The organism is Nocardia mexicana NBRC 108244, from assembly GCF_001613165.1.
GTDB classification, from domain to species: Bacteria; Actinomycetota; Actinomycetes; order Mycobacteriales; family Mycobacteriaceae; genus Nocardia; species Nocardia mexicana.
Genome location: NZ_BDBV01000024.1, coordinates 64,330 through 86,310, shown reverse-complemented (window position 1 = coordinate 86,310; position 21,981 = coordinate 64,330). Strand labels below are relative to the sequence as shown.

The window sequence follows — 21,981 nt, the reverse complement described above, 5'->3', positions numbered from 1 at the left end:
AGGTCACAACTCCTCGGGACGTTGTAGCAGGTTGTCGACGGCGTTCAGGAAGCGGGCGCCGGTGGCGCCGTCGCTCGCGCGGTGATCCGCGGACAGAGTGGCCGTGAGCTGGCGCCGCACGCCGAGCAACCCGCCGGCCACGTAGGGCCGGTCGGCCGCCGCCCCCAGCCCGACGATCGCGACCTGCGGGACGGCGATCACGCCGAAGACCGAATCCACGCCCAGGTCACCCAGATTCGTCACCGTGATGGTGGCGGGGGTGGTATCCGACGAACGCAAACGCCCGCTCCGCGCACGGGATACGACGCCGCGCAGCGCCGCCATCATGGCGGCCGGGTCGAGGGTGTCGGCGTCGGGGATGGTGGGCAGCATGATGCCGCCCCCGCGCAGCGAGACGACCACGCCGAGATGCACGGCGGTCGCGGGCAGGTAACGGTCGTCGACCCAATGCCCGTTCAGGTCCGGAGCGTTCCGGGCGGCCAGCGATACGGCGCGCAGCAGCAGCGCCGGTAACAGGATACGGTCCGCGACCGGCAGGGTGAGGTTTCTCTTCCGCACCCAGTCGGTTGCCGCGGCGACGTCGACGGTGGCCGACAGATAGTAGTGCGGCACAGTCTGTTTCGACTTGGTCATCGCGGCCGCGATCTGCGCGCGCACGGCCGCGAGGTCGTGTGCGGGCCCGGCCGGACGGCCTGCCGGTACGGGCGGCGGCGGAGGCGCGATCTCGGCGGCAGCGAGATCGGCTCGCGGGTGGGCGAATGATGCGGCGGTACGCACATCGTCCGCACGCACCGATCCGTCGCGGCCGGTCCCGGTCACCGCGGTGATATCGAGGCCGAGATCGGCGGCCAGCTTCCGGGCGTAGCCGGAAGCGCGGGCGTGTAGCTCCGGCCCGTGTGCCGCCGTCGGTCCGTGGCCACCGCCGTTCTCCCTGGTCCGATCGGAAGCAGCGCGATCGTCGTCGCCCGCGTCGGCGCGGCGCTCCCCGCTCCCCACGGCCGTCGCCTTCTCGACATCGCTCCGCACCACGCGCCCGTTGGGCCCGCTCCCGTGCACCGTCGCCAGGTCGAGTCCTGCCTTCTCGGCGAGCCGGCGGACCAGAGGGGTCGCCCGGACCTCGTGCGGCTCGGCCATCGAGTGCGACGCCTCCTCCTCGGCGCTGCCGGTACTCGCGATTTCCTGTTGCACATCGGATACGGCGCTCCCACTCGTCGCCGCACCGGCCTCCCCCACCGGCTCGATCGTGGCGAGCGGGGCTCCGACCGGAACCGTCTCCCCCTCCCGCACCAGGAGCTCGCCGATCACGCCGTCGTCGAAGCACTCCACCTCGATGGCGGCCTTGGTGGTGTCCACCTCCGCCACCACGTCACCCGCGCGCACGACGTCACCCGGGTGTACGAGCCACTGCAGCAGCGTGCCCTCCGTCATGTCGGCACCGAGCGACGGCATCCGGAATTCGACCATGTCAGCTCACCACCTCGCGGACCGCGGCGACGACGGCGCCGGGCTGCGGCAGCGCGGCGGCTTCCAGTTGCCGGGCGTACGGAATCGGGACCTCGGCGGTACACACCCGGCCGATCGGAGCATCCAGCTCGTAATAGGCGTGTTCGCTCGCACGGGCGGCGATCTCGGCGGCGATGCCGACGCTGCGCCACCCTTCGTCGACGATCACCAGCCGGTGGGTGCGCGCCACCGACTCCAGTACGGTCCGCTCGTCCAGCGGACGCAGCGTCCGCAGATCGATCACCTCGGCCGAGATGCCCTGGGCCGCCAGGCTTTCCGCGGCCGCTTCCGCGACGCGCAGCGCGCCGCCGTAGGATACGAGGGTGACGTCGGTACCGGGACGCCGCACGGCGGCGCGGTCGATATCGACGGCACCCGCATCGTCGGGCAACTCGTCCTCGGTGTTGTAGAGCGCGATCGGCTCGAAGATCAGCACCGGGTCGGGGTCCTGCAGCGCGGTCCACAACATCCCCCGTGCGTCGGCGACGGTGGCCGGGGCCAGCACCCGGAGCCCGGGGATGTGCGCGTAAAAGGCCTCCAGGCTGTGCGAATGCTGTGCCGCCAGTTGCCGTCCGGCCCCGGTGGCCATGCGGATCACCAGCGGCACCCCGAACTGCCCGCCGGACATGTGCCGCAGCGTCGCGGCATTGTTGAGGATCTGGTCCAGCGCCAGCAGGCTGAAGTTGACCGTCATGATCTCGACGATCGGGCGCGAACCACCCAGTGCGGCACCGATTCCCGCGCCGACGAACGCCGATTCGCTCAGCGGGGTGTCGCGAATCCGCTCGGGTCCGAATTCCTCGAGCATGCCGCGGCTGACGCCGAAGCACCCGCCGTACGCGCCGACGTCCTCGCCCATCAGGAATACCCGCTCGTCTCGAATCATCGCCTCGCGCAGGGCCTCCCGCACAGCGTCCCGATAGGTGATCATGGCCGCTCCGCGTAGACGTGCCGGGTCAGGTCGGCGACCGGTTCCTCCGGTGCGCTCTCGGCGGCGGCGACGGCGTCGTCGATCTCCGACTCGATCGCCGCCTCGAGCGCCTTCAGGTCCTCCTCGTTCAGCTCGCCGGCGTCCTTCAGCGCGCCCGACAGGCGTGGAATCGGGTCTCGGCCCTTCCATTCCGCGATCTCCGCCTTGTCGCGGTAGCGGTCGGCGTCGTACAGCGAATGCGCCCGGAACCGGTAGGTGCGAAGCTCGAGGAAGCACGGACCGCTCCCCGCTCGGATCGACTCGACCGCACGGCGGGTCGCCTCGCCCACCGCGACGGCGTCCATGCCGTCGACCGGCCAGGCCACCAGACCGTAGGAGGCCGCACGCAAGGCCAGATCGGTGGCGGCGTGTTCGCGGGCCAGGGCGGTGCCCATCGCATAGCGATTGTTCTCGCACGCGAACAGCACCGGAAGACGCCACAGCGCAGCAAGATTCAGGCATTCGTGGAACTCCCCCTCGGCGGCGGCGCCGTCGCCGAACAGGCAGACGGTGACCGCGTCGCGACCGGCCTGAGCGTCCGCCAGCGCGAGCCCGACGGCGATCGGCAGTCCCCCGGCGACGATCGCGTTCCCGCCGTAGAAGCGGCGTTCCGCATCGAAAAGGTGCATCGACCCGCCACGACCGCGGCTGCACCCTGTTGCGCGCCCGTACATTTCGGCCATCAGCGCGGCCATCGGCATGCCGCGGGCGAGGGCGTGGCCGTGCTCCCGATAGGTCGACACCACCGCGTCACCGGGCCCGATCTGCCCGAGCAGTCCGGCCGCCACCGCCTCCTCTCCGATGTAGAGATGGAGGAAGCCGCGGATCTTCTCGGCGCTGTAGAGCCGCACGCAGCGTTCCTCGAACCGCCGGATCCGAATCATCTGCCGGAGCAGCTCGATGCGGGTATCCGCGGCACTCATGAGGCTCCCTCCAGAGTGGAGAGATCGCCCTCGGGCAAGCCGAGTTCACGGGCCTTCAGCAGCCGTCGCATCACCTTGCCGCTGCGCGTATGCGGGAGACTGTCGGCGAAGTCGATCCGCTTGGGCGCCACGGCCCCGAGCGCACGGCGGCCGAAGGCGCTGATCTCGGCACGCAGCGACTCGCTCGGGGTGTAGCCGGGCCGCAGCACCACGAACGCCTTCACCAGTTCGCCCGCCACCCGGTCCGGTATGCCGATCACCCCGGACTCGAGAACTGCCGGATGTGCCATGAGCGCACTCTCCACCTCGAACGGCCCGACCAGGTGGCCCGCGGATTTGATCACATCGTCGGCGCGGCCGACGAACCAGTAGTAGCCGTCCCGATCGAAGCGGGCCAGATCGCCGCTGAGATACCACCCGTCGGCGAAGGCCCTGGCGTACCGGACCGGGTCGTTCAGATAGCCGCGGAACATCGAGGGCCACCCCGCCCGCAGCGCCAGCTCTCCCACCTCTCCGACACCGGCCCGCGTCACCGCACCGTCGGTGATCATCGCCCGGCCGTCGGGCCCGCGCCGCAGCACCGTCGCCTCGATGCCCGGGAGCGGGCGTCCCATCGAACCCGGACGCACCTGTGCGGCAGCGAGATTGGCGATCATGATCGCCCCCGTCTCGGTCTGCCACCAGTTGTCGTGCACGGGGCGGCCGAGGACCTGGTAGCCCCAGTCGACCACCTCCGGATTCAGCGGCTCGCCGACGCTCGCGATGAATCGCAGGCACGACAGGTCCGTCCCCGCGGGCAACCGGTCGCCGTGGCGCATGAGCATGCGCAGCGCGGTCGGTGCCGTGTACCACACCGACACTCGCTCGGCCGTGAGTATGTCGTACCAGCGGCGCGGATCGAACTCCGCCTCGTCGCTGACCACCGTGGCGCCCAGGCTCAGCGGCGCGATCACGCCGTAGGACATGCCGGTCACCCAGCCGGGATCGGCCGTACACCAGAACACGTCTCCCGCACGCAGATCCAGCGCGTAGCGAGCGGTGGCCCGGTGCGCGACGATCGCGCCGTGCGCGTGCACGGCGCCCTTCGGCTTCCCGGTGGTGCCGCTGGTGAAGTGCAGCAGCGCCGGATCCTCGAAACTCGTACGCACGATCGGGAATTCGGTCTCGGCCGCCGCCATCGCGAACGGAAGTTCGATCACTCCCGGCAGGTTCGTCTCCGCGTCGGTCACGATCACATGCCGTAGTGCGGGGAGTTCGTCCCGCACCGGCGCGACCTTCCGCTCGTAGAACGCCGCGGTCGTCACCAGGGTCGTCGCGCTCGCAAGGCTCAGCCGCTGCCGGACCGGCTCCGGACCGAATGCCGAGAACAACGGCGAGACGACACATCCCGCCTTCCACGCGCCGAGCGCGGCGACGTACAACTCCGGGGTGCGACCGAGCAGCGTGCACACCCGGTCCCCGCGCCGCACTCCGAGATGACGCAGGACGTTCGCGAAGCGATTGCTCAGCATGACCAGATCCGCACAACTCAACGTCGTGCGGCCACCGGCGGCGGCCAGCCAGCGCAGCGACGGTGCCTGCGCACCGCTCTCGTACAAGTGCCGGTCCACCGCTTCGTAGGCGATGTTGACGCCCCCGCCCGGCAACCCCGCCAGATCCAGTCGCGCCGCGTCCCAGCGGAATTCGCGCCGCGCCAGCTCGTAGTCGGTCAGATTCGCGGCGGCCCGCTCCGCCGGGGATTTGTCGATCGGCTCCCACCGGGCGGGTCCGGTTCGCAGGTCGTGGCTGACAGTGCTCATGTCTCGTCTCCGGCTATCGAGGGGGTGCTGGTTCCGCCACGGAGCCCGGCCGGGCTCCGGACCGGACGCGGGTGCGGTCCATCTCGAAGCGCCGCACCACATTCGGCGGGCTCCAGTCGCGTCGCATCGCCAGCTCCAGCGCCTCGCGGTTGCGGGCGTCGACATAGGACAGCAAGCAGTGCAACGGTTCCCGTTCGCCGGGCTGCAGCTCATCGATGCGATCCGACAGTCTGTCGAGGTCGTCCCTGACACAGGACAGGTCGAACACCGACGAGTCCCGTCTGCTCGCCACCAGTGCCGCGCGCAGGCCGTTCTCGATGTCGCAGCACTCCGCGTGCGAACGGGCATCCGGATCCACCAGCGCGTCCCGGCTGGCGGCGTCGATGTAGGCGTAGAGCTTGCGTACCGGCCGCTGCCGGGAACTCCCGGCGTCCAGCGCATCCGCCGTCGGCCGCAGTGCCGCCACGGCGTCGCGCACCGTGCGCGCGTTGCCTGTCGTCGGTTGCTGCCGCAACGCGTCCAGTAGCGAGAGCAACCGCCGTTCCAGCCTGTCCATGAATTTCTCCGTCTTCGGTGCGAGTTCGCTCCCCACTGTGCGGAGCAGCGGCCGGGAACGGCAGAGCACATGGCCACCAAAGCTCAGGGACCAACGGGGGACGGCCGTGCACCCGCTCGGGGGCGCGGCGGCCGCAGATGACGTTGGTCCCGTCGCCATCAGGCACCTCGCCTCTCACCGGTCCGGCTCCTCGCGCGCAGGCTCGAAGGCATGGAGACGAACAAGCCTCGAATCGCCGTGATCTACGCGACAGCGCAGGGGTCGACGCGCGAAATCGCCGAATACATCGCCGAGGACCTCGCCAACCGCGGCGCCGACGTCGAGGTCGCCGACGCGGAGCACGCTCCCGAACTGTCGCGGTTCGACGCCGTCGTCCTGGGCAGCGCCGTCCACGGCATGGACTATCTCCCCGCCGCCGGGCAATTCGTCCGCGACCACCGGGATGCGCTCGCCGCCCGCGATGTCTGGATGTTCAGCGTCGGAGTGTCCGCGGCCCTGCGCGGGCCGATCGGCCGCCGGATGGCGCGACGGGTGCCGCAGAAGATCGCCACTCTGCGGGATTCGGTCGGCGCCAAGGATTTCCACGCGTTCGCCGGGCATTACGAACGCGCCGGTGTCTCGTTCGGCGCCCGGCTGCGGCACCGGCTGCTGGGCGGCGGCCGGTACGGCGATCTGCGGGACTGGGCCGCGATCACCGCCTGGACCGAGACAATCGCCCGCGCCCTGCGGCTGCCGCAGCCGCGGACGTCCGTGATCCACCCGTGAGGGAGACGAAATCCATGTCGTACCACAATGATCCGCTCGCACCGGCCGTCCACACCGCGCACGAGTGGGTGCGTGCGGTGACCGAGGCGCTCGACACCTACGATCGCCATTACGCCCATCGGGTACTGCGCGCCTGGCTGCATGCCGTGCGCGACCGGCTCGGCGTCGCATCGGCCGCCCACCTCAGCGCGCAGCTGCCGGAACTGCTACGCGGAACGTTCTACGAGGGCTGGGTTCCGGGCCACGTGCCCGTTCCCCACGATGTCGCCTCGTTCATCGACCAGTTCGCCAGGGAGGCAGGAGTTTCCCGCGACGAAGCCGTCGGTGTGATCGGCGTGGTGACGGACGCTCTGGCCGATCTGTTCTCGCCCGGCCAGCTCGATCACGTCCTCACGGTGCTGCCGAGCCGGTTGCGCGGTGTCCTGCTGGGCGTGGAACCCGTCGAGTACCACGATGACGGCACCACGGCGGCGGACGATCCGGACCGCGCGCTCGAATCGCGGATACGGGCGCTGTCGGAGGCGGTGGCCGTACTCGCCCGCGGGCTCGAGGAACTGCCCGGCGGCGAATACGACACCACACGCCGGGTATTCGCCGCTCAGCAGGCCCATCACATCCTGCTGTCCGAAGGACTGACCGGCTCCGGCCGGAGCTGAGTGGAAGGCCGTCGAACGATGTTGCACGAAACGGTCCCCCTGGGCTGCATTTCCGGGATCCGGATCGGCGCACACTGGTCGGTGCTGGCCACCATAGCGCTGTTCACCTGGGTCCTCGGTACGAATCTGCGCGGCACCGACAGCACCGCCGTCGTCTGGACCGTGGCCATCGGCGGAGCGCTCGCCCTGTTCGCGTCGCTCGCGGCGCACGAGCTCGCGCATTCGATCGTCGCCACCCGCCATGGGGTTCGCGTCGAACGTATTGTGCTGTGGCTGCTGGGCGGAGTCTCCGAACTGTCCGACGAACCGCGCGACGCGCGCAGCGATTTCCGTATCGCGATCGCCGGGCCTTCGACCAGCCTGGCCATCGGCGTCCTCGCCTTCGGTCCGGCCCTGATCGCCGAATCCGCCGCCCCGGGCGGGGCGATCGCCGGTGCGTTCACGTGGCTCGCGGTCACGAATATCGCTCTCGCCGTGTTCAATCTGCTTCCCGGTGCACCGCTGGACGGCGGCCGGGTGTTGCGCGCGGTGATCTGGTGGCGTACCGGCGATCGGCTGCGGGCTGCGACTGTCGCCGCCCGGAGCGGGCAGGTCCTCGGCACGGCACTGATCATTCTCGGTATCGCCGAGATCATCGCCCTCGGTCACCTCGGCGGGGCCTGGCTGATGCTGCTCGGGTGGTTCCTGCAGACCGCCGCGCACGCCGAACTCACCGTGGCCGGGATGCGACATCGATTGGGCGGCACCAGGGTCCGCGACGTGATGACTTCGCACCCGATGGCCGTACCCGCCCACTGGCTCGTCGCGCAGCTGCTGGATTCCGACGCGCTCGATACCGGCCACCGGGTCTTCCCGGTCATCGACACGCACGGCCACCCGGTCGCGGTCCTCGCGTGGTCGGACCTCGCGGCGGTACCGAAATCCGCCCGCCCCACCACCCCGATACGCGCGGTGGCCCGGGGGCTGCCGTCCGGCACCATCGTCGGCCCCGACGAACTGCTCGCCGACGCCGCCACGCGGGTCGTGCTGCGCCCCAAGCTCGACGCTCTCACCGTCGTCGATGCGTCACGCCGCCTCATCGGAATCGTGACCGCCACCGACCTCACCACGGCGTGCGATCGATCGGCACTGGGCCTTCCGGTTCCGAAAGCGCATCCGTCCAACGCAATTCACCCGTCTGCCGACCGAGGAACATCATGACGGCCACACCCGTGCTTCGCGACACCCCCCAGCCGATCTTCCGCGATCGGAACGAGGCCGGCCGTGTGCTCGCGGGACTGCTGCAGCACTACCGCGGCGACCCCGATGTGCGGGTACTGGGGCTCGCGCGCGGCGGCGTCCCCGTGGCATGGGAGATAGCCGCCGCGCTCGGCGCCCCACTCGACACTCTTGTCGTGCGCAAGCTGGGCGCGCCCGGAAACCCCGAATTCGCTATCGGGGCCCTCGCACCCGACGGCCGGATCGTGGTGAACGACGACATGATCCGCGGCCTGCACCTCACCGCGGAACAGGTGCGCACGGTCGCACGCGACGAGGCCCGGGAGCTGTCCCGGCGCGAGACGGCCTACCGCGACGGCCGGGCGCCGGTCGACGTGTCCGGGCGGACGGTGATCATCGTCGACGACGGACTAGCCACGGGGGCAACAATGTTCGCCGCCGTCGAGGCGATTCGCGCCGGCGAGCCGAAACGCATCGTGATCGCAGTCCCGGCGGCGCCCGAGTCGACCTGCCGGGAATTCGCTGCCCTCGTAGACGACATGGTATGCGCGACCATGCCGTCGCCGTTCCTCGCGGTCGGCGCCGCATTCTGGAATTTCGCCCAGGTCACCGACGATGAGGTGCGGCGGCTACTCGCGATGCCCACAGCCGGGACCCGCACCGCGGTACTCGATCCCGTCGCGGTACTCCGCGCGGCCGCCGTCGACGCCCCCTCCGGTGTCCCACCGGAGCAGGCCCTCGACGACCTGATCGGTGACGCCCGCTTCGTGCTCATCGGGGAGAGTTCGCACGGCACTCACGAGTTCTACGCCGCGCGAGCCGCCATCACCCGCTGGCTGATCGCCGAGAAGGGCTTCGATGCCGTTGCCGCCGAGGCGGACTGGCCGGACGCCTATCGAGTCGATCGCTTCGTGCGGGGCTACGACCACGACAGCTCACCCGGACGGGCCCTACAGGGATTCGAACGGTTCCCCGCCTGGATGTGGCGCAACACCGTGGTCCGCGAATTCGCCGCCTGGCTGCGCCTGCACAACGATGCGCAGCGCCGCTCCGGGGAGAAGACCGCCGGATTCTACGGACTCGATCTGTACAGCATGCACGAGTCCATGCGGCGGGTCGTGGAGTATCTCGACGAGGTCGATCCGGCCGCAGCCGAGCGCGCGCGTCGTCGCTACGCCTGCTTCGACCGCACCAGCGAGAACGACGGGCAGGCATACGGATTCGCCGCCGCGTTCGGTGCCGGTGAATCCTGTCAGGCGGAGGTCGTGCGCCAGCTGGTCGATCTGCAGCGCAATGCCGCCCAGCACATCCTGACCTACGACGGCGAGGCGCAGTTCGACGCGCTGCGCAATGCCTGGACCGTTCGTGACGCCGAGGCCTATTACCGTGCCATGTTCGGAGACCGCGTCACCTCCTGGAATCTGCGCGACGAGCATATGGCCGACACGCTCGACGCCATCGCCTCACACCTCGCCCGCGACGGTCGACCGGGACGGATCGTGGTGTGGGCGCACAACTCGCACGTGGGCGACGCCCGCGCCACCGAAATGGCCGCCGAGGGGCAGCTCTCGCTGGGTCAGCTGGTGCGTGAACGCCACGGAGACGACTGCCGCATCATCGGATTCAGTACCGGCCACGGCACCGTCACCGCCGCGAGCAGCTGGGGCGGTGACAGCGAACGCAAGCACATCCGCGCACCGCTGCCCAGCAGCTCCGAGGAACTGCTGCACGATACGGGACACGACTCGTTCCTGATCCGGACCGGCGCAGCGGGCGCCGTCGGCGATATCCTGCGGCAGCCACGGTTGGAGCGGGCCATCGGTGTCATATACCAGCCCGGCACAGAACGCCAGAGCCACTACTTCCACTCCCGCCTGGCCGAGCGCTATGACGCCGTGATCCACATCGACCGCACCACGGCCCTGGAGCCGCTGGCGCCGTCCAGCCACTGGAGCGCGGGAACGACCCCGGAAACCTACCCCACCGGCTTGTGAACCCGGGCGTCGCGGCCGCACGACCGATCGGCGCCACCGGTCCGCGGTCACAGTGGGCGGACAACCTCGGCGAGGGCGCGCCGCGGCGTCTCCGGAACAGGTCCGGAACTGCTTGCGGCCCAGCCGACCCGGATGATCATCTGCGGGAACGCGCTGTCGTCCAGGACGCCGGTGCGGATCCGGTCCCGGGTGGCGGGCAGCTCGAGCGGTTCGGTCAGCGGGCAGGTCGCCAAGCCCAGGGTGGTCGCGGTCACCAGCACCGCGCCCGCCGCCTCGCCCGCACGTAGCCGCGATATCCGATCGTCGCCGGTGGTGCTCACCATCAGCAGGCAGTCGACCGCGTCGATGTCATGGATGACTGCCTGCGGCAGACCGGGATTCGAGAACGGCCGCACCGTCGCGTCCTCGGCGGCGACCGTGCTGCGGGCGGGTACACCCTCCGGCGTCGCGTGCCGCCCGCTCCATTGCGCCAACTCGGCGCCGTATGAAAAGTCCCGGGCATGTTCCCAGGCCGCCTGCTCGAACGCGCGCAACAATTGTGCTCGCTCGCGGCCGTCCGCCACTCTCCGCACCAGGGCGCCGTTCGCGGCGCCGGCGGCGGCCATCGCCGCGACGTGTGCGTCGGCCACTTCCCACGAGGTATAGCGGCGCCGATCCGTCCGGCGCTGGGTAATCGCCCGCGCCAGGCGAACCGCCTCGGGCGTCGGTCCGCTCGCACGAAATTCGATGGCCGCCAGGTGGTCCTGGTCCGCCGGATTCGGCAGCCGATGCACCGATGTCTCCCAGCCGAACACCCGCGCCGCCGCCCGGAAGTGATGCAGTGCCGCTCCGCAGCTCAACACCAGATCCCGCTGGTCGGGGTCGGTGTAGGGCAAGCCCCGACTGGTGTCGGCGTACAAGTGCACGGTGGTGTCGCCCACTCTCCACAGCCAAGGCTGGGTGTTGTGCACCGAGGGCGCCCGTACCGCCGAAGCCAGCGCGGCGTGCACGGTACCGCGGTCGGGATGCGTGCTCGACATCGTCGGTCCTCCTTCACGATTCCCCCGGCCGTGGTCAGGGTCCGTCGGCGGTCCCGCAGTCGCCCTCGGTTCCCACCGCCTCCGTTTTCCGGTTCGTATGACATCCAGCATCGCGCGCCGCCGCCACGCCCGAGACGGCCGAAAGTCACCACCCGGCAGGCCGTCGGATGTCAGTAGCCGATGTCGCGACGGCGCAGCCCGAGCGCGCCCGCAAGCAGGCCCGCGGCCGCCAGCGCGACCAGGACGAGCAGTGGTGCGGCCGTGACGGTTTCGAGCGGCGCCTGCGGGGTGTGCTCGAACGGGGAGCCGTCGTCGAACCAGGCGGGGAGATCGAAGGAGTCGGCGAACAGCACCGCGACGACGCAGTAGGCGAACGCCGACCATGCCACCGGCGCTGCCGCCGCCGGGAGCCAGCCGAACACCAGGGCGGCAACGGCGACCACGACCCATACCGCGGGAAGGTAAACCAGCGCCGCACCCGTCACCCGCAGCAGTTGCCCCGGATCGCCGACCGTCAGGCCGTGCGACAGCCCCTCACCGAATCCGCCCACCGCCAGGACGGCCGCACTGCCGAGCAGCGCCGTGCCCAGATGGCTTGCGAGCCAGGCGGAACGGCCGACCGGACCGGCCAGCACGGATTCCGCGCGGCCCGCGGTCTCCTCGGCGCGCGCCCGCAGCACACAGGTGATCCCGCAGGCGGCCGCCAGCAGTGCCGCGATCGTAATCGTCAGCGCCAGATACGAATCGACCGCGCGTGCCGCACCGCCCGGCAGGTACTGGGCGATCTCCGGATTGTCGGCCAGATACTCCTGGATGCTGTCGGCGAAGGAACCGTACGCGATTCCGAGCGCGAAAACGCCTGTCCCCCAGCCGAGCAGCGCGCCCCGCTGCAACCGCCACGCCAGGCCCGCCGGGGAAGCGAGCGCCCACGACGCGTCGGCGCGCCCCGAACGGTATCCCAGCAGGCCCGCCCCGAAGTCCCGGCGTTCCAGCAGCGCGAAGGCGATCGCCACGAGTATCACGCTGGCGCCGGCGAACAGCAGGAGCGGCCACCATCGGTCGGCCACATACGGATAGGTCCGCTGCCCCCAGCCCATCGGCGACAGCCACGAGACCGCGCCGCTGCCGACGTCGCCCACGGCACGCACCACATACGCGGCGGCGAGGGCGAGCGCTACGGAACCGTACACGCTGCGCGGATTCTCGAATATCTGAGCCGCGACCGTCGTGAGCGATGCGAAGGTGATACCGATACCGGCGACCGCCGCCCCGAGCAACGCCGACCCGCCCACCGGCAGCCCGGTTGCCACGGCCGTGGCGAACACCACCAGGGCCACGGCGACGTCGGCGATTCCGGCGAGGCCGAGTGCGGCCACCGCCGCGGCCCGGCGACCGACCCGCGCCGAGCGGATCAATTCCGCCCGCCCCGTCTCCTCGTCGGTGCGGGTGTGCCTGCCGATGACGAACATGTTCATCAGCGCCACCACGATCGCGAGGTAGGCGAAGATCTCGAACAGGACCTCGCCACCGATCGTCTCCAGCAGTCGAGTCGGTCCGCCCATCGCCACGGCGGCCGCGTTCCCGGTCATGGTCTCGCGCAGCCGCGCCAGCTTGGCCGGGGTGTCGTACAAGCCCTGACTGCTGACGGATTGAAAACCCAGCAGCAGGGCCGTTCCGAGCAACCACCAGGGCAGGGTGAGCCGTTCGCGCCGCAATGCGAACCGCAGCAGCGCGCCCCCGCCCGTCATGTTGTCGCCCAGCGCCTTTCGCGCACCGGCGACTCCGACGCTCACGATGTCTCCCCCACCGCCGCGACCGCCTCGGGGCCGTAGTGACGCAGGAAGATGTCCTCCAGCGTCGGCGGAGTGCTGGTGAGGTTGCGCACACCGAGCGCGGCTATCGTGCGCAACACCGTGTCCAGGGCGGCGGTATCCGCGTCGAACCGGGCGTGCAAGCCGTCCTGGACGAGGTCGTGCACACCCGCCATATCCCCCAGATTCGTTGCGGGACGGACGGTTTCCACCGTAATAGTGGTGCGAGTGAGATGACGCAGCTCGGTGAGGGTGCCGGTTTCCACGGTGCGCCCGTGCCGGATGATGCTCACTCGGTCGCACAGCGCCTCGACCTCGCCGAGGATATGGCTGGACAGCAGCACCGTCCGGCCGTCGTAGGTCAATTCCTTTACGCAGCGCTGGAATTCGGCCTCCTTCAGCGGGTCCAGGCCGACCGTGGGCTCGTCCAGCAACAACAGCTCGGCGTCCGAGGCCAGCGCCGCGACCAGGGCCACCTTCTGCCGGTTGCCCTTCGAATACGCGCGGGCCTTCTGATGTGGATCGAGGTCGAATCGTTCCAGCAGTTCGGCGCGGCGGCGGCGATCCACACCGCCACGCAGCCGCCCCATCAGATCGATGATCTCGCCGCCTGTGATACCGGGCCAGAGCGTGACCTCCCCCGGCACGTACGCCAGGTGGGCGTGCAGTTCGACGGCGTCGAGCCACGGATCGCGGCCCAGCACGCGCATCGCGCCGGAATCGGCCCGGAGCAGGCCGAGCAGAATCCGGATCGTAGTCGTCTTGCCCGAGCCGTTCGGGCCGAGGAAACCGTGTACCTCCCCGGCCCGCACGGTCAGGTCCAGGTTGTCCAGAGCCTTCGTCCGCCCGAACGTTTTCGTCAGGGCCGCAATCGAAATCGCAGAATCTGCCGCGGCTGTCATGATCCCGCACCGTCCTTCCCGGTGGTCGAGGGCGTGATGAGCCCGTAGTGGCCGTCGTAGCGGTGGTAGAGCACGCATCCCCGATCGAGGGCACGGTGCCGGAAGAAGACGAACGGCCACCCGGTCAGCTCCAGTCGCACGATGGCGCCCTCGACGCTCAGCGCGGGCGCCGACCACGGGCTCGTCGACATCGGCACCGATCCGCGCGTCACCTCGTCCGGGCTCGGATAGACCTGCGCCATCCGATACCCCGAGGGACCGGCGCGGTAGAGCACACTGTCGACGTGGCTGCCGGACTCGGTGAACAGGTGGAAGTCGTAGTCCATCAGTTCCATATCGAACGCCGCTTCGTCGGCCGTCTCCTCTGCCAGCGCGTACGACTTGTGCCGCACCACCTGTCGCTCGTCGGCGGGCCGGGGGAAGTACGGCAGCCGGGCACGCGGAATCCCGTCGTGCCGCCACTCGTGCGCGGCCGTACCGGACCTGTTGCCGCGTAGCGCTTCCCAGTTGCGCGAGAGCCGCGCCAGCCGGGCTCGCAGTCGTGCCTGGAGCAGATCCACGGCTTCTCGTGTGCTCGCGGCGGTCACCTGAACCCGCACCGCGCGCCCGGCGATGTTCACATTCGCCTGGGCGACAACGGAATCGGTGGACCAGCCCTCGTCGCCGGTGAGGCGCACGCGTGCCGAGAGGACCGGTTCCGAAGCGTAATCCACTGCGCGCCCGATCTTCTCGCGCGCATACTCGACGGCGTCCGCCGAAACATTGTGACCGGCGGAGACCCGCAATATCGACTCCGTCGGCGAAGCACTCTTCCGCATGAACCGACTGTCCCACCGCCGCGACTACGCCGAGAGGGGATTAGGTCACCTCACCGCGACCCGTTCGACCGCGACATCGGTCCCCCCCGCATCGAACGGCGAGCAGCCCGTTTCATCGCACGGGGAGACATCTACTCGGATGGATGGACGACCATCACCGGGCAACGAGCGTGCTGCACAAGGGAATTCGATGTCGAACCCAGCACCGCACCGGCGAACCTGCCGCGGCCTCGAGTACCGACCACCAGCAGTTGCGCCGTCGCGGACCAGCGCTGCAGCGCCGTCGCCGGGTCGGCCAGATGCACCTGGCGATCGACGGTGACCTGCGGGTACTTCGCCTGCCAGCCCGCCAGGCGTTCCGCCAGGAGCGCGGTCTCGGCATCTTCCACGTTGTCGAGCGGCGAGAAGAAGTCGCCGAGTCCGGCATAGCGCGTGAGCCTGAGGTCACTCCAGACGTGCACCGCCACCAGCGGGGCGGCACGCTCCGCCGCCTCCTCGAACGCCGCCCCGATAGCGGCCTCGCTGGCCGGGCTGCCGTCGACACCCACCACGACCGGGCCGTCGGCGTGAGTCACGTCCTCGGTCTCGGGATCGGTGCGCACGACCACCACCGTGCCGTGCGCATGTGCCGTCACCGCCAGCAGCACCGACCCGACGTGCCCGGCCGCGGCATTGGTCCCCGAGGCGCCGATGACGACGACGTAGGCGGTGCTGCTGTGCTGGATCAGCAGCGGTGCCGGCGCCGACTCCGAGACCTCGGTCGATATCCGAACCGCCGGCTCGGCCCTCCGGACCTCCTGCTCCGCCCGTCCCACCAGTTCGGTGCCGTGCGTACGCACCTTGTCGAGTGCCGGCGCCATCCCCGTCCACAGCCCGCCGACGGACGCACGCAGACCGCCCGCACCGGTCCCGTGCACGATGCGAAGCCCACGGCCTCGCTGCACTGCCAGCCGAGCCCCCCAGGTCAAGGCGATATTCGCAGGTTCGGAGCCGTCCACACCGACCACGACCGGCGCAGACGCCAGGTGGTGCGCATCCGTGTGCTGATATTCCGACATTCTGCATCCTTCCGACCCGGGAGAATCCGACACACCGGTACCTGAGGACTACCCCAGGATAGGCCTCCGGCGCGGACGGTCGCTACCGCCGGACCTCCCACGACGGTGCGACCGGCCGGGCTTCCCAGGATCGTCGAGCAGCGAGCCGAAGTCCGGGCGCGGGGCGCGCTGCCTCGAGCTTCCGGCCGTCGGATATCTCAGCCCCGCATCCCGGTATCGCGCAGGGCCGCAAGCCGACTCGCGTATTCCTGCTCGTCGATCTCGCCCCTCGCGAAGCGCTCCGCGAGCAGGACTTCGGGCCCAGGATTCTCGGAGCGATACCGCGGTCCGCGGTCGGCCGCGGCCACGTATCGCACCAGCACGACGAAACCCGCGATCAGCAGGCCCCAGAACAGGACCATGCCGAGTCCCATCCAGGCATACCCCCACCCGGACATTTCGTGGCCGTACCAGACCATCACGTCTCATCTCCTTCATTCGAACTGCGGTGCCGCGGACTCAACCGCGCATCACCAGCCGGTCTATCAGTCCGGCGAGACCAGGTGCCGGGGCGCCAGAATCCGGACGAGGAAGCCACCGGTGATCGCCGCCATGGTCGCCGCCATCGCCAGGCCGCCGAGCGCGCCGACCGCGGCCACCACGGCCGTCGACTGGCCGGGCTGCCACAGCGGCGTTGTGACCAGGCCGAACACTCCCAGCCCGACGACCCATCCGGCGGCGTTGGCCCAGACCCACAGCGCGGCGCGATTGGTCCAGTACTGCAGCACGAACCATTGCGCGACTCCGATCGAGAAGACCATCACCAGCGCGCCCGCGACCACGACCGGGACCTGTGCGGCAGGCGGCCAACCGGACAGCTGCTCACCGAACACCGTGATCAGGGCCCCCACGATCCATGCGGCCACTGCGCCGACCACGGTCACCATGACCCATTCGCGCGGCGAGAAACCCTTCAGCACCGAGCGCAGCACCCTGCCCTGGAACAGGCCCAGCACGCAGCCCTCGATCGCACCCGCGGCGAGCAATGCCGATGCCGTCACCGCCGGTGCCGCGTCGACGGTGAGGGCCCCCGCCGCCGCGGGAGCGAGGAAGCCGAGGAACTCCCCGAGCGTGACGGCGGCGAACCATCGGCGTGACAGGCGTGCCTCGGGACGCCTCGTGCGCCGCCCGATCGGGAGATGCAGGGCTGTCGGCAGCGAGCCGAGCCCCGGCGCCTGGTATTTCGTGGTCACCACAACCTCCGCGATGGCATCGAACGATTCGAGTAACTACCCGATGATCGGACGCCCCGCACGCCGCCCACAGAAGCGAAAGTCACCGCGCGCCGCTGCCTTTCGGACCATGTCCGCGATGCTCGGGCGATCCGGCCCGTTGCGCCCGTCAAAGCGGGCCTTTCGTCTCTCGACGCCCCGCTGTACCGGGAGCACGCTCGGTCAGGAGGAGAGAAGGAGGATGCGATGGACTACCGGGTCGATGTCTGCGAGGTCACCCCGCAGGCGCTGCTGCGGCTACCGCGCGAGCTCCGTGCGGACCGGCTCGGCGAAGACATCGCCGCCGGAATGCGGGAACTCACGGCGACCGTGCAGCGTGCCGGTCTCACCGCCACGGGGGCGCCGTCCATCACGTTTCCCGACCACTCGGCCGAGGGCGTGGTCATCGCGGACTTCGGGGTGCCCGTCGAACCGGCGCCCACGCTGAGCCTGCGTTCCGGCGCGGAGGTGGTGATCGCGCCCGGCACGCTCGTGGCGCGAACCTGTCATCGGGGCGGCTACGCCGGGCTCGACGCCGCCTATCGGGCCCTGGAGGCTTGGATCTCCGAGGCGGGATACCGCGTGAGCGGCCCACCGAGCGAGGTCTATCTCGTCGGCCCCGACGAGGTGAGCGAGGCGCGCAGGCTGATCACGGAGATCCGGGTGCCGGTGGAACCGTCGCCGGCGATCGCGGTCCTGCTCGACACGCCGTTCGCCGAGACCGTGAGCCTGACACGAGAAGCGTTGCGGCAGCAGGGATTCGACGTAATCGCCGAGGTAGACATGCGGGCAACGCTGCGGAAGGAACTGGGCGAACAGGTCGAGGAATACCTGATTCTCGGCGTGTGCAACCCCCGGCTTGCCTCTCGGGCGCTCGCCGAGGATCGGCAGGCCGGGCTGCTGCTGCCCGGCAACGTCGTGGTGCGCACCGTCGACTCCGGCACGATGGTGGAGGCCGCCGATCCGGACGTCCTGGTGCGGGCGACCGGCCACCACGGCCTGTACCCGGTCGCCGACGAAGCCCGCCGACTGCTGGTCGCCGCGATCGAGGCGTTGCGCGCCCCGACCGCACACAGCCAGCATGGAACGTGACCATCGACCCGCCACCCAGGATGCAAGGACCCCTATCGGGTCACCGACTCCATCCGGAGGCTGGAACCATGACCTCACCGAACCCGTCCGATACGCGGATCACACCGGACGCAGAGACGATCCTCGCCGTGATGCGGTCGGCTCGGCGTGCACCCTCGATCCACAACACCCAGCCCTGGCGCTGGGCGTTCGACGGTACCCGCCTACACCTGCACACCGATAACGATCGGCAGCTCCTCGCTGCCGATCCGCACGGCCGCCAGCAGGTGATCAGCTGCGGCGCCATGCTGCATCACGTGCGCACCGCCTTCGCCGCCCACGGCTGGCACACCGACACCGTCCGCATGCCCGACCCCGACCGCCGCGACTACCTCGCGGCCGTGGAGTTCCGGCCGTGGCCGGATCCACCGGCGGGCATCGCGGCGCGAGCGGCCGCGATGGAGCGGCGGCACACCGATCGGCTGCCGTTGCTCGAGCCGTCGGGCTGGAACGACATCGTGCATGCTCTGCGGAAGCTTGCCTCACCGCACGAGGTCGAACTCGATGTGCTCGACGACAGCGCCCGCGCCCGGCTGGCGGCAGTATCGGAACAGGCCGCCGCCGCACGCCGAGACGACGACATGTATCAGATGGAGCTGCACTGGTGGGCCGGGCATTCCGGCGATCCGGAAGGAGTGCCGCGCAGCGCACTGATCTCGGATGCCGAATCGGCCCGCGTCGACGTCGGCCGCGCGTTCCCGTCCGCGCCGCACTCCATGCGCCGCGCCGAGCTCACCGACCACGCTCGGCTGGTGGCGCTCAGCTCGTACGGCGAATCGGTACCGCAGTGGCTGCACACCGGTGAGGCGCTGTCCGCGGTCCTGCTCGAATGCACCGCCGCCGGGCTCGCGACCTGCGCGATCACCCACGTCACCGAACTCCCCGCGGGCCGTCGCGCGATCGCCGGCCTGCTCCCCCACCCGACCGTGCCCCAGGTTCTGATCCGCATCGGCACCGCGCCCGGGGGCGACCCTGAGCCGCCGCCGACTCCGCGCCGACCGCTGACCGACATTCTCACGGTCCACCATCACTGACAGACCGGAATGGCTGCGAACCGTCACCGATCGGCTCGGCGCTGCCCGGTGCGGATCTCGACGGCCGCGCCGGCCGGTGCCGCGGCGAGCCGCGACAGACGACGAAGGTCGGTGCGGAGCGCAACCGAAGTCCCTGCCCAGCGGGCGGTGACCGGCGGATCGTAAGGCTATGACCACCGATAGCTCCGACCGCACCGAACACACGGTGCTCGTCACCTACGCGACTGCCCGCGGCTCCACCGCCGAGATCGCGGAATCCATCGGTAAACGCCTGCGCGACAACGGCTCCCACGTGCGCGTCGCCTCGGTGTCCGAGGATCTCGATCCCATGCTCTTCGAGGCGGTGGTCCTGGGCAGCGCCATCCACAACGGGGCCTTCCTGCCGGAATTCACCGAGTACACCGAACGCCACCGCCTCGCGCTGCGCCTGCGCCCGGCGTGGCTGTTCAGCGTCGGCATGGGACCGGCCCTGCGCGGCCCACTGGGCTTCCCCCTGCGGCACTACACGCCACCCGCCGTGGCCGCGGTAGGAAGGAAGATGTGCGCCTTGGGCTACCAACCGTTCGCCGGGGTGCTCCGGCGACCCGATGACGCCAGGACCCGGATCATCGTCCGCCTGCTCGGCTGCCGATTCGGCGACCTTCGCGACTGGCAGGCGATCGCCGTGTGGGCCGACACGATCACCGTGTGGATCGATACCCGCCTGCCGAGCACCCTGTTCCCGGCGCGGCAGGAATCCGAGCGCAGCTCCTGAGCACCGATCCGGGCCCGATTCCGGCATCGTTCGTGCGCTCCGCATAAAATCGATCGAGTCGAATTTCTAGCAGCGGAGTACAGGATCACCGAGATGACCGAGGATTCGCCAACTGGTCCCTACTCGGTGCGAGGCACGCTCTCCCAGCTGCGGCTGCGGGAGCTGCTCACCGAGGTCAAGGATCGTGTCGAGCAGATCATCGACTCGCGTGATCGCATGGACGGCCTGGTCGACGCCATGCTCGCCGTCACCTCGGGCCTCGATCTCGACGAGACACTGCGCACCATCGTGCACACCGCCACCAGCCTCGTCGACGCCGAGTACGGCGCTCTCGGCGTGCGCGGCCACGAGGAACAGCTGTCCCAGTTCATCTACGAGGGCATCGACGAGGACACCCGCACACTGATCGGCGATCTACCCACCGGGCACGGCGTCCTCGGACTGCTGTTCAGCCAGCCCAAACCCATCCGGCTCGACAACCTCGCCGACCATCCCGCATCGATCGGCTTCCCCCCGAACCACCCGCCGATGCGCACCTTTCTCGGCGTACCGGTCCGCATCCGCGACGCCATTTTCGGCAACCTGTACCTGACCGAGAAATCCGGTGGGCAGCCGTTCACCGAGGACGACGAGCTGATCGTGCAGGCGCTGGCGGCGGCAGCGGGTATCGCCATCGAGAACGCGCGGCTATACGAATCGGCGCGGGCCCGGCAGGCGTGGATCGAGGCGACCCGCGATCTCACCACCGAGTTCCTGGCCGGTACCGACCCGGAGGAAGTGCTCGCGCACCTGGTCGACCACGCCCGCCGACTGACCCGGTCCGACCGAGTTCTGCTGGCCACCGTCGACGAGCCGGGGACTCCGCTCGACGAGATCACCGATCTGACGATCACCCACCGTTCCGGCGCCGGTGACGATCGCGTGCGGAGGTTGTCGGTCGACGGCGCCACCGTCGGAAAGGCTTTCGCCGAACGCAGTCCGCTCCGGGTCGAGGATTCGCGCCGGACCGACCTGGCCGACCTGCTGCCCGAATCGGGCCCCGCACTGGTGCTGCCGTTGCACACGCCGGATACGCCGCTGGGTGTGCTGGTTGCCGTGCGTCCCACCGAGGCCGCGCCCTACGACGACGAGATGCTGGAGCTCGCAGCCGCTTTCACCGATCAGGCCGCGCTGGCCATGCAACTGGCGGAAACCCAGCGGCGCATGCGCGACCTCGACATCCTCACCGACCGCGACCGCATCGCCCGCGACCTGCACGACCACGTCATCCAGCGGCTGTTCGCCATCGGCCTGGCGCTGCAGAGCACCGTGCCGCGCACCAAGATTCCCGACGTCCGCGTCCGGCTCACCGACACCATCAACGACCTGCAGGACGTGGTGCAGGAGATCCGCACCGCCATCTTCGACCTGCACAGCGACAACACCCAGAGCACCCGGCTGCGGCAGCGCATCGAACAGGCCATCCGCCAGCAGTCCGCCGACACCGAGATCCGGACGTCGCTGCGCGTGACCGGTCCGCTGTCGGTCGTCGAACCAGACCTCGCCGATCACGCGGAAGCCGTTGTGCGCGAGGGAGTGAGCAACGCCGTACGCTACGCCGACGCCACCACCATCGACGTCGAGATCGATGTCGCCGACAATCTCGTGGTCACGGTGACCGACGACGGCCGCGGCATCCCCGACAACATCACCCCCAGCGGCCTGTCCAACCTGGCGGAGCGCGCCCGAACCGCCGGCGGCGAATTCACGACCGGCCCGGCAACCGCGTCCGGCGACGCCCCGGGCGCCAGTCTCCGCTGGTCGGCACCACTGCGCTGACC

The 21,981-nt window shown here is 70.0% G+C and carries 20 protein-coding genes; 8 read left to right on the top strand and 12 right to left on the bottom strand.

Annotated features, from left to right (window positions below):
• Positions 1–3: 3 nt before the first annotated feature.
• Genes NM1_RS10240 through NM1_RS10220 form a run of 5 tightly spaced genes read right to left on the bottom strand, consistent with a single transcriptional unit; the run spans position 4 to position 5,751 of the window.
• Positions 4–1,464: a dihydrolipoamide acetyltransferase family protein gene (locus NM1_RS10240; protein WP_068017227.1), complete on the bottom strand. Its 1,461-nt coding sequence runs from the start codon at positions 1,462–1,464 to the stop codon at positions 4–6.
• Between the two features lies 1 nt (position 1,465).
• Complete coding sequence (locus NM1_RS10235; RefSeq protein ID WP_068017222.1) at positions 1,466–2,434, bottom strand: alpha-ketoacid dehydrogenase subunit beta; 969 nt, start codon at positions 2,432–2,434, stop codon at positions 1,466–1,468.
• Positions 2,431–3,396 (bottom strand): pyruvate dehydrogenase (acetyl-transferring) E1 component subunit alpha, encoded by a 966-nt coding sequence (gene pdhA / locus NM1_RS10230; protein WP_174556860.1) that lies wholly within the window; start codon positions 3,394–3,396, stop codon positions 2,431–2,433. The genes NM1_RS10235 and pdhA overlap by 4 nt, the downstream gene beginning before the upstream one ends.
• On the bottom strand, positions 3,393–5,195 hold the full coding sequence (gene acsA, locus NM1_RS10225; protein WP_068017219.1) for an acetate--CoA ligase: 1,803 nt from the start codon (positions 5,193–5,195) through the stop codon (positions 3,393–3,395). Before acsA ends, pdhA begins: the two co-directional genes overlap by 4 nt.
• Before the next feature lie 13 nt (positions 5,196–5,208).
• Entirely contained in the window at positions 5,209–5,751 is a 543-nt protein-coding gene (locus NM1_RS10220) for a hypothetical protein (RefSeq protein WP_068017215.1), read from the bottom strand.
• A gap of 210 nt (positions 5,752–5,961) precedes the next feature.
• Here NM1_RS10220 and NM1_RS10215 point away from each other — a divergent pair, with 210 nt between their 5' ends.
• Genes NM1_RS10215 through NM1_RS10200 form a run of 4 tightly spaced genes read left to right on the top strand, consistent with a single transcriptional unit; the run spans position 5,962 to position 10,384 of the window.
• Positions 5,962–6,516: a flavodoxin domain-containing protein gene (locus tag NM1_RS10215; RefSeq protein ID WP_068017211.1), complete on the top strand. Its 555-nt coding sequence runs from the start codon at positions 5,962–5,964 to the stop codon at positions 6,514–6,516.
• Between the two features lie 14 nt (positions 6,517–6,530).
• Positions 6,531–7,172 carry a DUF2267 domain-containing protein gene (locus tag NM1_RS10210; RefSeq protein ID WP_068017208.1) on the top strand — a complete coding sequence of 214 codons (642 nt, stop codon included), beginning with the start codon at positions 6,531–6,533 and terminating at the stop codon, positions 7,170–7,172.
• An 18-nt stretch (positions 7,173–7,190) separates the two neighbouring features.
• Positions 7,191–8,372, top strand: coding sequence for a site-2 protease family protein (locus NM1_RS10205; protein WP_068017205.1), 1,182 nt, complete (start codon positions 7,191–7,193; stop codon positions 8,370–8,372).
• Positions 8,369–10,384: an erythromycin esterase family protein gene (locus NM1_RS10200; RefSeq protein ID WP_114699357.1), complete on the top strand. Its 2,016-nt coding sequence runs from the start codon at positions 8,369–8,371 to the stop codon at positions 10,382–10,384. The genes NM1_RS10205 and NM1_RS10200 overlap by 4 nt, the downstream gene beginning before the upstream one ends.
• A gap of 47 nt (positions 10,385–10,431) precedes the next feature.
• On the opposite strand, the gene NM1_RS10195 is transcribed toward NM1_RS10200, so the two are convergent.
• From NM1_RS10195 to NM1_RS10165, 7 genes are all read right to left on the bottom strand, one after another.
• Positions 10,432–11,403 (bottom strand): Acg family FMN-binding oxidoreductase, encoded by a 972-nt coding sequence (locus tag NM1_RS10195; RefSeq protein ID WP_068017202.1) that lies wholly within the window; start codon positions 11,401–11,403, stop codon positions 10,432–10,434.
• Positions 11,404–11,573: 170 nt separating this feature from the next.
• On the bottom strand, positions 11,574–13,196 hold the full coding sequence (locus tag NM1_RS10190) for an ABC transporter permease (RefSeq protein ID WP_307719306.1): 1,623 nt from the start codon (positions 13,194–13,196) through the stop codon (positions 11,574–11,576).
• Positions 13,193–14,116 carry an ABC transporter ATP-binding protein gene (locus tag NM1_RS10185; protein WP_068017200.1) on the bottom strand — a complete coding sequence of 308 codons (924 nt, stop codon included), beginning with the start codon at positions 14,114–14,116 and terminating at the stop codon, positions 13,193–13,195. The genes NM1_RS10190 and NM1_RS10185 overlap by 4 nt, the downstream gene beginning before the upstream one ends.
• Positions 14,113–14,934: a sigma 54 modulation/S30EA ribosomal C-terminal domain-containing protein gene (locus NM1_RS10180; protein ID WP_068017196.1), complete on the bottom strand. Its 822-nt coding sequence runs from the start codon at positions 14,932–14,934 to the stop codon at positions 14,113–14,115. The genes NM1_RS10185 and NM1_RS10180 overlap by 4 nt, the downstream gene beginning before the upstream one ends.
• Positions 14,935–15,065: 131 nt before the next feature.
• Positions 15,066–15,992: a universal stress protein gene (locus NM1_RS10175; RefSeq protein ID WP_068017194.1), complete on the bottom strand. Its 927-nt coding sequence runs from the start codon at positions 15,990–15,992 to the stop codon at positions 15,066–15,068.
• 197 nt (positions 15,993–16,189) lie between these two features.
• Entirely contained in the window at positions 16,190–16,450 is a 261-nt protein-coding gene (locus NM1_RS10170) for an SHOCT domain-containing protein (protein WP_114699356.1), read from the bottom strand.
• A 66-nt stretch (positions 16,451–16,516) separates the two neighbouring features.
• Positions 16,517–17,224 (bottom strand): hypothetical protein, encoded by a 708-nt coding sequence (locus NM1_RS10165; RefSeq protein WP_147288792.1) that lies wholly within the window; start codon positions 17,222–17,224, stop codon positions 16,517–16,519.
• A gap of 225 nt (positions 17,225–17,449) precedes the next feature.
• Between NM1_RS10165 and NM1_RS44510 the strand changes: the two genes are divergently transcribed.
• The 4 genes from NM1_RS44510 (at position 17,450) to NM1_RS10145 (ending at position 21,979) form a co-directional block, all read left to right on the top strand.
• Complete coding sequence (locus NM1_RS44510; protein ID WP_169814230.1) at positions 17,450–18,334, top strand: DUF302 domain-containing protein; 885 nt, start codon at positions 17,450–17,452, stop codon at positions 18,332–18,334.
• A 68-nt stretch (positions 18,335–18,402) separates the two neighbouring features.
• Positions 18,403–19,407, top strand: a complete 1,005-nt coding sequence (locus NM1_RS10155; protein ID WP_068017188.1) for an Acg family FMN-binding oxidoreductase — start codon at positions 18,403–18,405, stop codon at positions 19,405–19,407.
• 169 nt (positions 19,408–19,576) lie between these two features.
• Positions 19,577–20,161: a flavodoxin domain-containing protein gene (locus NM1_RS10150; RefSeq protein ID WP_068017182.1), complete on the top strand. Its 585-nt coding sequence runs from the start codon at positions 19,577–19,579 to the stop codon at positions 20,159–20,161.
• A 93-nt stretch (positions 20,162–20,254) separates the two neighbouring features.
• Positions 20,255–21,979, top strand: coding sequence for a sensor histidine kinase (locus tag NM1_RS10145; RefSeq protein WP_068017179.1), 1,725 nt, complete (start codon positions 20,255–20,257; stop codon positions 21,977–21,979).
• The last annotated feature ends 2 nt before the right edge of the window (positions 21,980–21,981 follow it).

Bases quoted from the DNA above. Each gene is read 5' to 3' on its own strand.
- NM1_RS10240 (WP_068017227.1), bottom strand. From the start codon at position 1,464: ATGGTCGAATTCCGGATGCCGTCGCTCGGTGCCGACATGACGGAGGGC.
- NM1_RS10170 (WP_114699356.1), bottom strand. From the start codon at position 16,450: ATGGTCTGGTACGGCCACGAAATGTCCGGGTGGGGGTATGCCTGGATG.
- NM1_RS10215 (WP_068017211.1), top strand. From the start codon at position 5,962: ATGGAGACGAACAAGCCTCGAATCGCCGTGATCTACGCGACAGCGCAG.
- NM1_RS10235 (WP_068017222.1), bottom strand. From the start codon at position 2,434: ATGATCACCTATCGGGACGCTGTGCGGGAGGCCCTGCGCGAGGCGATG.
- NM1_RS10155 (WP_068017188.1), top strand. From the start codon at position 18,403: ATGACCTCACCGAACCCGTCCGATACGCGGATCACACCGGACGCAGAG.
- NM1_RS10220 (WP_068017215.1), bottom strand. From the start codon at position 5,751: ATGGACAGGCTGGAACGGCGGTTGCTCTCGCTACTGGACGCGTTGCGG.
- acsA (WP_068017219.1), bottom strand. From the start codon at position 5,195: ATGAGCACTGTCAGCCACGACCTGCGAACCGGACCCGCCCGGTGGGAG.
- NM1_RS10175 (WP_068017194.1), bottom strand. From the start codon at position 15,992: ATGTCGGAATATCAGCACACGGATGCGCACCACCTGGCGTCTGCGCCG.
- NM1_RS10145 (WP_068017179.1), top strand. From the start codon at position 20,255: ATGACCGAGGATTCGCCAACTGGTCCCTACTCGGTGCGAGGCACGCTC.
- NM1_RS10205 (WP_068017205.1), top strand. From the start codon at position 7,191: ATGTTGCACGAAACGGTCCCCCTGGGCTGCATTTCCGGGATCCGGATC.
- NM1_RS10195 (WP_068017202.1), bottom strand. From the start codon at position 11,403: ATGTCGAGCACGCATCCCGACCGCGGTACCGTGCACGCCGCGCTGGCT.
- NM1_RS10180 (WP_068017196.1), bottom strand. From the start codon at position 14,934: ATGCGGAAGAGTGCTTCGCCGACGGAGTCGATATTGCGGGTCTCCGCC.
- NM1_RS44510 (WP_169814230.1), top strand. From the start codon at position 17,450: ATGGACTACCGGGTCGATGTCTGCGAGGTCACCCCGCAGGCGCTGCTG.
- pdhA (WP_174556860.1), bottom strand. From the start codon at position 3,396: ATGAGTGCCGCGGATACCCGCATCGAGCTGCTCCGGCAGATGATTCGG.
- NM1_RS10185 (WP_068017200.1), bottom strand. From the start codon at position 14,116: ATGACAGCCGCGGCAGATTCTGCGATTTCGATTGCGGCCCTGACGAAA.
- NM1_RS10200 (WP_114699357.1), top strand. From the start codon at position 8,369: ATGACGGCCACACCCGTGCTTCGCGACACCCCCCAGCCGATCTTCCGC.
- NM1_RS10150 (WP_068017182.1), top strand. From the start codon at position 19,577: ATGACCACCGATAGCTCCGACCGCACCGAACACACGGTGCTCGTCACC.
- NM1_RS10210 (WP_068017208.1), top strand. From the start codon at position 6,531: ATGTCGTACCACAATGATCCGCTCGCACCGGCCGTCCACACCGCGCAC.